The organism is Protofrankia sp. Cj5 (assembly GCF_917627405.1).
Classification (GTDB): Bacteria; Actinomycetota; Actinomycetes; order Frankiales; family Frankiaceae; genus Protofrankia.
The window spans coordinates 1-11,619 of the sequence record NZ_CAKJTO010000128.1 but is presented as its reverse complement, the minus strand read 5'-3'; the positions used below and the strand labels follow the sequence as shown (position 1 = coordinate 11,619).

The following is an 11,619-nucleotide window of genomic DNA, read 5'->3' as shown; positions in this document are numbered from 1 at the left end:
CGGTGATTTCGGAGAGGCAGCAGGGTAAACTGCCGGCTCAGTCCGCACAGGAAACATCGGACCTGATATCGGAATCGAACAGACCGGAGTCGTTCATAAATCCGTTGGACTGGAATCCGTTGGACTGGAATCCGTCGGCGGCATCGGAGCCGACAGTATTGATCAAAAATAGTAACGGGGACATCGAACTGACCCTGCCCGACGGCCGTCCAGCCCGGGTAGTCGATGTACCCAGGGACGGGGACTGTTTCTTCGCGGCGAAACAGCTCAGCGAGTCCTTCCAACACTTCGGATTGCCACCCAACAGCCCCACCAACTCCGAGGGGACATCCATCGGTTCGGCAGGGATCAAGAAGCAGCGCTTCAAGGCCGGGACGAAATTTTATACCGATACCGCTGGACAGGATTTTTATACCAACCGTGACCCGGTGCCGTTGCTGCTGCAGGACCTATCGGATGCGGACCTGCTAGCACTGCTACCAAAATTTACCCCGAACGTGGACGGTGTAATCAGCGAGCGGATCAGGCAGGGCAAGATACGGGATGAAATGCTCAACCGCGAAGAAGACAATCAGGCCCGCGAGGATTTGCGGGAACAGCTCAGCGAACTGAACCCGGGGCAATTCGCCGACTTCGCGGATAACACATTGCCGGGATTTACTCCGACGGTGACCGGCGTCGATATACAGACCCGACAGAAAACCTATCCTCAGGAGCGTGCCAACCTCGAGACCGCGGCCCGGCGGGAGGAACTGAATAAGCGCCTCAGGAGAGATCCGGTACGGGTGCTTAAGGATATCCGGACCCGTTATCGGCAGGCTAACAACCCCGGTATGACCGAGGCGGTCACACTGTCCCTGAACTATTACAGCCAGCACGGTGCGCTGCCCGACTCCATCAATCTCTTCGCCCACGCCGTCATGAATACCATATTGTGGAACACTCCTTTCGGTGACGAGGTTCCACAGATCACCGCTGGCGCGCTCGGCCAGAACATCATCGTTCTCGAGAATGGTGTGCCACCGAACCCGTTGAGCATTGCTCAGGGCGAAGCCCTGTATGTACTCCGGGATGGCCGGCACTACCTCGCGCTCCAGCCCGATAGCCCGTTGCCCACCATCCAGTCCGCTAATATCGTGAACACTGCCATCAACAATACTGTCACCAACAATATTGCCACCAACGCTGACTCCGGTGTCGCGCCCCGACAGGTGCCGGCGGGCCTGGTGGTGCCACCGCCGCCCGGGAATGTCCACACCGCCGCACACGACAGGGCCGCCGCCACGGTGCCACCAATTCCTGGCCACACGATGATTTTTGGTCATAGTGATCCGGTAACCGGCAACATCAGATGGGGCAGTGAAGTTCTCGACCCGGCTCAGTTCGCCGACCGTATCCGGCGGTTCCCAGGTTGGAACGACCACCAACCAATCATTTTGGTGATCTGTGGCGGAGGGAAGACAGCCGGTCCCGGCTCGTTCGCCAGCCGGCTGCGCGATGTTCTCGGGGTCGATGTCATCGCTTCATCCCGAGACGTCTGGCATCTGCCCGACGGGCGGATCGTGTGGGCGAACACCGCCTTCACCTCTACCGGGCTCCCCGCACCGATCCTCGTCCCCGACACCGCCAGCGACTCGGTCGGGTGGTCGCGCTACACCGCGGACGGCCAGCGCGTCGATCTGATCGGAAACGAGCTGAACACGGCGCTGACCAACGCCGGCGTCATCGGCATAACGTCTACTGCCCCGATGCTCGATCCGCCTTCCGCGGCACTCCGCTGGGGCGCCGGTACGGCTGTCTCCGAGCTGGTCCAACAGCTGCCGACCGTTCCGACACCCGTGTATGCGAGCCTGCCGCCGATGTCGGAGGATGCTGTCGTCCACTGGGTACAGGCCGCGTCCGAGCATCCACTGACGGTCTCAAGCACGCTTCCGCAGACGGGTGACGGCATGACCGTCGTGCAGTTCCCGCCGGGTACAGGTCGGGACGCCTCCGCATTGCTGAACGCCACTCCGGCGACGGTGACTGTCGCAGTCGTTGACCCGGCGGCCGAGGTTGAGCTGGTGGTCAGCGACTGGCCGGAGCCTGGTTCGACGTTTGTGACGCTTCGTGATGGACGGGCGGACCCATCGGATCCCTCAACGGTCGCCGGTGCGTCGCAGAACGGTCGGAGCACTGGCGATACCAAGCCGGTGGACACTTCCCGGGGCGCCGACAACGCAAGATCCCGCTGGCAGTGGTCCGGTGATGGCATGCATACTTTTAGTGAAATGCTGAGATGGATGGGTGCCGCTCGAGCGGCGGAGCTGGTCCGTGAGGTGGAGCGGTTCGCGGCGGATGCTTCCGGCCGGGCGCTGCTGACGCCCAACGATCTACTTGCCCTGGTAGTGCGGGGCCACAACGGCATCCACCGCACGACCGCCTATGCGAAGAAGCCTCCCGAGAGCCGGGTCAGGACATACCACGGATGGATGTACGCGGCGAACCTGTTCGCCCCGGAGATGGCCGCCGCCATCCCGCCGGGCACCCGGATCGGCCTGCCGGGATTCGTGCGGGCTTCCGGAGACCCGGCCGTGATCGTCGGTGCGGCCGTCGGTCTGGCAATCTTCGGCACCGCGCTGGATATCTCCGAAGCGAACGGCCAACCGCCGGGGAGCACCTTGTTGATTATGCCTGGCCATTCCTACGCGGTGACCGAGGTAAGCCGTGACCTGTTGAACGCTGTGCGCGTCACCCTCGTGGAGTAGTGAGGACGTACCCAGGGATTCCCCGTGCGGTCCGCGGCGACGGGTGAACAACAACGAGGAGAGTCCATGCCCACTAAATCCGATGAGTCCCGGTACCAGGTGACAGCCGCGCACGAGATGCTGTTGCGGCTCGCTGGCCGGGTACCCGACGATCTGCTGAGCCAGTGCCGGGCGTGGCTGGCAGCCGGCGCATACGGTGACATCGCCCGTAGCGTGGCGTTTGTCGCAATTATGCAAAAAATCGCGTTGAGCCATGAGGACATCGCAATTCTTGCCGTATTGCTCGAAGCTGCCGGCGGATCGGCTGAGACGCTCAGCGAAGTTGACGTCGTTGACGACGAGCCGCTGCTGCCGTACACCTTCACCACGGCAGTCCCGGGCGCGGATGCCCGGACGGCGGACGAGGTAGACCGCGCGGCGCTGGACACCGTCCGTTCGCAGCCGGGCGGGCTCGGCCTGTGGCGGGCGTGGCGGCATCCCGCGGACGGCTCGCCCTGGCCGCCACCGCGACGTGTCTACCTGGTCGAGGTCGAGGGCGGGTCGGACCTGCCGGCACTGGCCGCCCGTGTCCAGCGAGACCTCGCCTTCGCCGGAGAACAGGACGGACAGGTCGAAGTCTACCAGAGCGGCAGCGAACTGCCGGTCTACCATCGGCTCGCCCGCTCGTCCGCGGCGTTGCTGTGGGCAGCCGCACCAGAACGGGAGATCCGGGTGGCACGGGTATTCGACGAGGTCACCCCGGAGACCGGCCCTCGCTTCCACGCCGACCATCCACGCCTGCCGGACGCTGGCGAGCGGGGACGGATCCTCGACTACCTGCGCGATGGTACGCCGGTTCTGGTCACCGCGGCGCGGATGGACGATGTCGTCGATCCCACCAAGGCCGCGGTCGTTCCCATGACCTTCCGTACCGACGGCAGCTGGATCTGGACCGACAGCGTCACCTACTACCTCCGGGAATATGAGCTCTGCCCGGAGGAGGACCTGTTGACCCACATCCGGCAGGCGCAGTATCGAGTGCCCACGGTCGACGGGCCCGCCATGCATCGGGTGCTGGCGGTACTGATGGAGCCCCCGGCCGACGAGGCGGCCTGGACCGTCGGCGATGCCTCCGGCAATGGTGACGATCTGTTGGACGGGGAAAGGGACGGGGAAATAGACGATTACCCGAGCGGAAGACGGACATGACGATCTTGTCGGCTCGGCTGCGGGGTCCGGATGCCCTGCCGGCAGCGTCAGGGTCGTGGGCGCGGTCCGGACACACAGTTGCTCCTGCCAGGGATGGCCACACCTGGCCGGTGTGGGACGGGGTGCACGCGCGTGCCGTGGGGCCAGGCATCCTGGTGCAGGGTGACGGAACGAAGTCACTGTTCACCGAGGGGCTGATCGAGGCGTTCCTGCGGAGGCTGCCGCCGGAACCCGCGTGGATACCCGTGATTGTCAATCTCTCGGTCCGGTTCAGTTCGGCGGATCTGGCGGACCTCGTCACCGCGGCGGTCGGCCCGCTCCTGTCCAACGGGGTGTCGGGGATCCGCCTGGTGCTGTCGGGCGCTGGCATATCGGATCCGGGCTCGCCGGCCAGGCTGCTCGCGCGCCGGCTCGGTATCGATGTGGCGGCCGCGGACGGCTCGATCCTGCTGGTCGGCCAGAGCCTGCTGTACGTGGACGCCCGTCGCCATCGCTATCGCGGCCGGGGCGGCTGGCGCCGCTTCCATCCGGACGGGTCCACCGCGCCGCTGGTCGCACTTCGCCATCCGGCACCGCCGTGGGAGCACGACCTGCCGGCTGGCACGATAACGCTGCCGTCCGGGAACATCGTTGAGTCGATCCCGGCCGGGATCTGGATGCACGGGCCGCGGCTGGGCCTGGGTCTGCTCTCCGACCCCGTCTTCGGTATCACGCCGAGGGATGAGCGGATCTTATTGGTCGTCGGTGGCCCGGACTCGGTCGTACCCGAGCAGGACGAGGTGAGGGAGATCATCGGGCTGTTGCCCGAGGGTTTGCGGGACCTCGTCGTTCAGGTTGGCTACGACCAGGCCAGCGTGGCGCCGCAGGCCTACTCTGTCGCGATCCGCAGCCCAGCCGGGTTCACCACTACGGTAGCGGCTCCGGCTGCTCCGCCGAGTGCCCCGATGCCTGCGGCAGCGGTTCCAGTGACGCCCGTGCCTGTCCCGATGGTGCCGGAGGTAGTTCGGGCCGCGCCGCCGCACCCTCCACCGGTCGCGGCTGTGGCTGCTGCGACGCCGGTTGTGGCCGCTGCGGCGCCGGCTGTGGCCGTGGTGGACGACGTCCTCGTCGTCTGTGAGCCGGCGCAACCTGAGCAGTGGTGGTCTGTTGACTCCGATTTTTACTCGGTGATCGCCCAATATGACCCGGATACTGCCGCGTTTGGAGCCGCGGGTGCCCGGCTTGACCCGGCTGGGCTCGTCGAACTCGTGGTTCAGCGGGAGGCCCTCGGCGCGCGTCCGCTACTGCTCGTCACCAATAACACTCCGGCGGGCTGGGTGGCGCAAGTGCTCGCTGATGGGCTCGGCGTGCCGGTCGTGGCCGGTCCGCGGCCACGGGGCCGATGGTGGGCGGTATGGCCGAGACGCGTTGGTCAGGACATCCCGACCGTGCGGACCATAGCGGACTGCTACCCGTTCGACGCCGCGGCCAAGGCGGCCCTTACCACAGCACCGCAGTGCGCTGCGGGCACGATGCCGGCGGTTCCGACCGGACGGCCAGCGGTCACCCCATCGGACTGTTCACAGAGCGGTGTGCTTTTCGCCGCCGCCAGCGGCACAGGCGTGGCGGAACTGGCTGAGCGGTACCGCGTATGGTGCCGGTCCGCCCGACCGGAGTGGTTCGGTATTGTGATCGACCGTGCCCCGGCCGGCTCCGCGGCTGCCTTCCGGGTCGGCGACCAGAGCCTCAACTCCTGGGCCTTGGCCTTGGCGCTGGCAGCTGTCCGGGATCGGTGGGATGGCAGGGAGCTGGTGTTGCTGTCGGACCCGCCGACGGCGGGGACCGGCCCGCAAGCCCGGCTGCTTGCGTCACATCTCGGGATCTGCGTCACCGTTGCCGACCAACCGTTGTGGACGTGGGGCCAGCAGCTGATCTCTGCCAGTCTGGCCTTCCGCGGCCGGCCGGACCAACCGGAGCGCGGGAGCGGGCGGCCGCGGTTTGCCGGCCAACCGGATGGACGGTGGTGGCGCTACGAACCCACACTCACCGGGCAGCGATTGACCCAGCCTGCCGAGACCGCCTTCCCCGGTGTCGAACTGCGGCAGCCCCGCAGCCTCGCCGAGGATCAGCAGCGGAGCGAGGAGACGCCGACGCCAATATCGACGGAGGTCCCGGAGGTCTCGGTCGCCATTGCGGATCATGGCGATCTGGAAACGATGTCGGTGCGGCCGGTTGAGGTCGTTGCGCTGGCGGACAGACCGCCATGGGAGGAAGTGCCTGGTTGTACGGATGCGGGAGAGCAACCGGCTGAACCGTCGTCAGGTCTGGCGTTGACCCAGCATGCTGTCCCACTGGCATGCCCACCCTCCGCTGAGATGACCGAGGGTGATGCCCGACCAGTAGATCTTGGTGGGCTGGCGCCGGATCAGGTCGACCTCGTGAGTGCGGACAGCATGTCTCCGCGGCCGGTCGGGGTTCCAGCCTCGTCGACCGCGGCGCCTGACGTCACGGCGGATTCGTCCACCGGGCATCCCGCGATCCTGTCCCCGCATGAGTCGGCTGACCTCATCCGGCGCCGGCACGGGGAGCATGTCCGTGCGATCGCCAGGCTCTTGGCCCAGCAGCCTGGGCTGCGGGCGTCGGCAGGCGGCCCGTCCACAACCGATTTGATTACTGGACTTGTTGCGTTGCGTGCATACCTGGCCGGTGACGAACCCGACATCGACGGGATCCTGCGGTCGGGCGTGAATCTGGAAAATAGTTCGATCGCGGCCTTTGCCGCGGACGGTCTGCGGCGGTTGCCCACGCTACGCGGTCCGGTGTATCGAGGCGTGTCAGCTGGCGCAGTCACCGTCGCCCGTTGCCAACCCGGCGCGCTCCTTGAGGAACCTGCGTTCGTGCAGGCAACCACGTCGGAATCCGCTGTTTTCGGAACTGAGGTGGAATATGTGATCTGGTCTCATACCGGGCGCCGAACCACGATGCTGGAGCTGGGCGCCGAACGCGCTGACGTCGTTTTTGTGCCGGGCACTCGGTTCGTCGTGGTAGCTGGTGGTGATCTGTCCGAGCCGGCAGGCACCGCTGCTCCCTCCGTGACACGGATCCTGCTTGCCGAGGTGGCGCCCGGTCATACCGGGCCACTGGCCGCGGGTGAGGTGCGCGAGCACCTGGAGCGGTTCGCCCTGGCGCGGGATGCCGGCCAGTTGGGATCCACGGCTGCCAGCGTCCGTGCTGATTGTCCCCAGACGTTTGTCCTGGGATGCCCGGTAACCGAGCGGCTGCCCGACGAGCAGCAGGTGCAGCGGCCGATTTTTCTTGACTGTTGATGTTGGCTTGGCGGGAATCAATGAATTTTCTCATCATGCGAAGACAAAATATACGGCAACCGGTTAATCGGATCGACTGGCCGCCTCCTACAGCGCCACCGCGATGCGCGGCGGGAAAAACAGGAGGCCAGCAGGGGGGGATAATGGAAGTACTGGCGCTCCCGGGCAGGCAGGAAGAGCGGGCACCGACGCTTCCTGCTATGACGCTGCCATCATCGGTGGTGTTGCTGACCAGTCGCCAAGCGTGCTTCACCATGCCGACGTTCGCGCTGTTCCGCGCGCTGGCCGGCGTAATACGGAGCCCAGCCGGCCGACGCCATGGTGCGTCGGATGTTCCTCGGCGTGTGTTGACGGCCAGGAGCGGGACTGCCAGGAGTCTGGTAGGCGACTGGGCGCGCCGTTTCTTCGCGGCTGCCTGGCTGGTATAACGCGAAGATCGATTTTTCGGCCGTCGACATGATCGACAAGCCGCGGTTATTGATCACCGCTGAATATCAGGCCACACGCTCGAAGCGGCCGGCCCTGGCGGAAATTCATTCCGGCCACCTGCCCCAGGGCGCCGACGCGGCGCCAGGGCGAAAGCGGGAAAGGCCGATCATCAGCCACGATTTCCTTATGGAGACCTCCGTTTGGAGCTACCTGGCACCGTCTGCGCTGGTGCATTCTCCAAACCCCATCAACTACGCTGTGACGGCCCTCACCGAAGAAGCAACGACGCTGATTCCGGGAGTATATGAGCTTGTTTGGAACACGACGCATCTTGTTGATCTTGATTGCGTGCTGAATTTTCGATCTTCGCGGGTGGTGCCCTTGGCAACGGGAAAACACATCTGAGCTGGGATGATAAAGGTAGCTGAGGTGCTTGATATGCCCGGAATCAAGAGGTAATTTCCCATCCTGTGGGGATCGTGCGGTCCAGCGGTTGAGGCCGGGCTGCGGGGGTGTGATGGCATCGTCCGCTGTGTCGGGCCGGCGAAGCTGCTGCTCGCCCGGCGCGAGGGGCGGGGCCTCCAGTCATCGTCGAATCTCGGAGCGGATATCAAAAACAAGCGGGAAGATCAGAAAATTCGTGATCATAGCATGAATATTCGCAACCAGCAGGGGAGCACGAGTCATGGCAAGGTATGCCCGTTTATCGGCTGAGGCAGGCAACAGCCCCATGCAAATCCATGTCGACAGCGCTCGGAGCGGAACGACGGATCCACCGCTGGACGTGTTGTCCGGGGCACCGAAGGCGTCACCTCGGCTCGTCGTGCCGCGGGAGGCCCCGTTCTACGCGCCGGTCATGGCGGTCAGCGGCGCTACGCCGTACGCCATGGAGGAGATTGCTTGCGAGATTAATAAGAGATTAGTCACATTATATGCGTCGCTGCGGCTGATCGCTGTCGCCGGACAGAGCGCATCCGTTCACGACGCCCTACACGGCCTGGGTGAGGTGGCTTGACATGGATTGGCGCCACAGTGCCCTGTGCCGTGACGAGGACCTCGAGATTTTTTTCCCGATCGGCACGACCGGCCTGGCGGAACAGCAGATCAAACAGGCTAAGGCCGTCTGCCGCCGCTGCGCCATCACGAACGACTGCCTGAGCTGGGCTTTGGAGACCGGACAGGTCGCCGGTGTCTGGGGCGGTCTCACCGAGGAGGAACGCCGGACCCTCAAGCGTCAGGCCCGGTCGCAGGTAAGGCTGTCGTAGCCGTCGCCGACGGCCCGCTGCCCGCGGGATTGGCGGATCCAGAAAGGCTGTGCCGGGGTCCCGCTGGCCTGGTCCGGATGTCACGGGTCCTCTGATTGGGCGCTGATCGTGGCGGAGGCCATCCAGCCCGTTCCGGGTGGTCTCCGCTGCCGTGCGGTGATGCGTCTGTACCTCGTCGACGACGAGGCCCATCAAGGGTTGTTGCTGCCCCGCGGCCTGCCGGCGGGGGAGCCCCGAACCCTCTCACGTCTTGCCCTGTCGGCAAGTCGCCAGCCGTGAACCCTCTGGCACGGCTATGCCGTGTGTCCCACAGGCGTGTCGATGAACCCGCTACGGTCAGCAACTTGGTGAAAGGAATGTGGAACGTTGCGAAAGCGCATCCTCACGATTTTATCAGCGGGGCTGGCCTTGAGCCTGCTGGGCGCGGCGCCTGCGCTTGCTCATGACCACGGGGCGCCCGCGCCTGTGCCCACCCACCAGCTCTCACCCGTCGACCGCACCCCGCTGTTCCTGACGGCGGAACTCTCCGGCAACCAGGAGGTGCCCGTTCCGGGCGGCCCGGCCGTTGGGGACCCGGACGGCCAGGCTACGGCGCAGGTCCTGGTGCGCGGGAACAGGGCCACGTTCGCGTTCCGCTGGAGCGGCATCGCCGCGCCCACACTAGGGCACATCCACGCGGGTGGGAAAGGCGTGAACGGCCCGGTCAAGGTGAGCCTGTTCGCTGAGAAGGGGATGCCTGCCACCGTCACAGCGGCCGCGGGCGCGGTGACGGTCACCGACCCAGCGATCGTCGGCGCCATCCGGAGCAACCCGACCGGCTTCTACCTGAACCTGCACACCAGTGAGTTCCCCGGTGGGGCTGTCCGTGGGCAGCTGGCACCCGCCGGACACCGCCTCTCCCCCCTTGACCTGGTCGACCACGGGCCGTTGCACGCCTTCCTGTCTGGGGACCAGGAGGTACCGGTCGCAGGCGGACCGGCGGTGGGGGATCCGCACGGTCTTGCCATCGCGCTCATCCGCCCTGACGGGAACCGCGTCGGCTACTCGTTGGCGTGGACCGGGGTGACGCCCACTCTCGGCCACATTCACCAGGGCACGTTTGGTGTCAACGGGCCAGTGGCGGTGCCGTTGTTCACCGCTCCGGTCCCGAGCGGCATTTTCGCGGTGTCCGGCACGGTTTCCAGTCTTGATCCGGACCTGGTGAACAGGATTCGGAGCAAGCCCACCGGCTTTTACGTCAACCTGCACACCGCCACGTTCCCAGGTGGTGCCGTGCGGGGCCAGCTTTTCTCCTGACCAGACGCGTGAACCACGCCCTGGCTCGTCGGTCGTCACCCAACACTTCCGGTGGCTCCTTCCGCCGCCTCGCGTCGCACGCGCCACAATCTCACTCCTTGATTCGTATCCCTCGGGCCAGGCGCTCTCCGTAACAATCGGGAGGACCCGCTAAGAACCGAGATGATGTCATTCCTTCACGGCCAAGAGGTGCGGTTGGCGGACCGCGGTCAAGGCACCTCAGCCAACGTACAGCCGATCCCGCTGGCGGCCCGCATCATTGGGATGCCAGTGTTGAATCTTATGATCATACTCCGATCAGACAGGTCCGGACCGAGTACGCCGAGGAGACAAATGCCAAGATTATTATGGTGGTCCGCAGCCGCGAATTCACGATAATAACGGATATCCGCGGTACGTGGCCAGTTTCAGTGGCTCCACGCTTTTTCACGGCAAATTTGTTCGTCGTGTTCAGCGGCATGTGATGCTCTCCAGATGGCAACGAGCTGTGGCTGAGACGGTTACGAACAAGTAGCAGTCCTGATGAATCGGTCACCTGCGTACCCAGAGCTTGATTGTCTGCTTGGCTGGGATTTTCGGTTAGGCCGGTTTTCTTGGATAATCTTATGTTATCATCCAACTTAATCAAGTTTCATGGTTAATCGCACTCATGGCAAGCTGTTTTGGGCGTCGGCGGAGAGGGTGGCTGGACAGCGTGGTCGCCAATATGAATGTGCCCGTCTCGTCCTCATGAACCGGGTCTGGGCCGCAAAGCCCTCGTCGGGGCAAAGGCCATATGTGGTGGGCCGGGCGCATGGTCGGTCCAGGGTGAATCCTATTTTTGATGTTGAAAAGGCGGTTGTGCTCCGGACCGGGTCTGGTAGCTCACCGTGGAGAGTTTGACCTGGTCAGCCGGTCAGTCGGTGATGAGCCATTGAATTTCTCGTGCAAGTCGCGCCTCAGGGTGGTTTCCTACTCGTCAGTAGGTCTGTGCGGACCGGGCCGGGCGCGGTCCGCCGGTGCAGCGGAAGGGGCCGGGATGCTTGACGACTGTGCCGATGCTGCACCGGCGCTGGTGTGTCATCGCTCACCGAGGCGGGGCTGCGGTTCCGGCAGCAGGTGATCGGCCGGCAGGAGAAGAACGAGGTAGTCGATTTCCAGCTGCGGGATCGCGGCTGTGGGCGAGATTCTTGCGAAGCTCTGACTCGTCCAGATCAACATCAAAAATGGTCGACAATAACGCAGGTAACGACAGAAAAATTGCGAGACGCCAGGAGGCCGTGGTGGATGACGCCGGTGAACGGTTGTGACCGGGAGACGGCTCGTCCCGGTGCCGGAGACACGCCGACCGCTAGTGTCTGTTGATAGGCCTGAGTTGGACGAGACAGCGTGGATAAAGATGTCGGAGAC

Annotated in this window: 8 protein-coding genes; 7 read left to right on the top strand and 1 reads right to left on the bottom strand. The window is 64.7% G+C overall.

Annotated features, from left to right (window positions below; all coding sequences use genetic code 11):
- From MJ777_RS20075 to MJ777_RS20045, 7 genes are all read left to right on the top strand, one after another.
- On the top strand, positions 1–2,747 hold a 2,747-nt coding region (locus MJ777_RS20075), incomplete at its 5' end, for a hypothetical protein (protein ID WP_239377440.1).
- A 66-nt stretch (positions 2,748–2,813) separates the two neighbouring features.
- Positions 2,814–3,935, top strand: a complete 1,122-nt coding sequence (locus MJ777_RS20070) for a hypothetical protein (RefSeq protein WP_239311124.1) — start codon at positions 2,814–2,816, stop codon at positions 3,933–3,935.
- Positions 3,932–7,240 (top strand): hypothetical protein, encoded by a 3,309-nt coding sequence (locus MJ777_RS20065; RefSeq protein ID WP_239377439.1) that lies wholly within the window; start codon positions 3,932–3,934, stop codon positions 7,238–7,240. Before MJ777_RS20070 ends, MJ777_RS20065 begins: the two co-directional genes overlap by 4 nt.
- Positions 7,241–7,696: 456 nt before the next feature.
- A complete protein-coding gene (locus tag MJ777_RS20060; RefSeq protein ID WP_239311126.1) occupies positions 7,697–8,074 on the top strand; it encodes a hypothetical protein in 378 nt (125 codons plus the stop codon).
- Positions 8,075–8,399: 325 nt separating this feature from the next.
- Positions 8,400–8,684 (top strand): hypothetical protein, encoded by a 285-nt coding sequence (locus MJ777_RS20055; RefSeq protein WP_239311127.1) that lies wholly within the window; start codon positions 8,400–8,402, stop codon positions 8,682–8,684.
- A gap of 1 nt (position 8,685) precedes the next feature.
- Positions 8,686–8,934, top strand: a complete 249-nt coding sequence (locus tag MJ777_RS20050; protein WP_239311128.1) for a WhiB family transcriptional regulator — start codon at positions 8,686–8,688, stop codon at positions 8,932–8,934.
- 408 nt (positions 8,935–9,342) lie between these two features.
- Entirely contained in the window at positions 9,343–10,230 is an 888-nt protein-coding gene (locus tag MJ777_RS20045; protein ID WP_239377438.1) for a CHRD domain-containing protein, read from the top strand.
- 1,059 nt (positions 10,231–11,289) lie between these two features.
- Here the strand turns inward: MJ777_RS20045 and MJ777_RS20040 are convergent.
- The gene (locus MJ777_RS20040) at positions 11,290–11,430 is read right to left on the bottom strand and encodes a hypothetical protein (RefSeq protein WP_239377437.1); all 141 of its coding nucleotides are present in this window, start codon (positions 11,428–11,430) and stop codon (positions 11,290–11,292) included.
- Positions 11,431–11,619: the final 189 nt, after the last annotated feature.

Bases quoted from the DNA above. Each gene is read 5' to 3' on its own strand.
- MJ777_RS20070 (WP_239311124.1), top strand. From the start codon at position 2,814: ATGCCCACTAAATCCGATGAGTCCCGGTACCAGGTGACAGCCGCGCAC.
- MJ777_RS20065 (WP_239377439.1), top strand. From the start codon at position 3,932: ATGACGATCTTGTCGGCTCGGCTGCGGGGTCCGGATGCCCTGCCGGCA.
- MJ777_RS20060 (WP_239311126.1), top strand. From the start codon at position 7,697: ATGATCGACAAGCCGCGGTTATTGATCACCGCTGAATATCAGGCCACA.
- MJ777_RS20055 (WP_239311127.1), top strand. From the start codon at position 8,400: ATGCAAATCCATGTCGACAGCGCTCGGAGCGGAACGACGGATCCACCG.
- MJ777_RS20050 (WP_239311128.1), top strand. From the start codon at position 8,686: ATGGATTGGCGCCACAGTGCCCTGTGCCGTGACGAGGACCTCGAGATT.
- MJ777_RS20040 (WP_239377437.1), bottom strand. From the start codon at position 11,430: ATGTTGATCTGGACGAGTCAGAGCTTCGCAAGAATCTCGCCCACAGCC.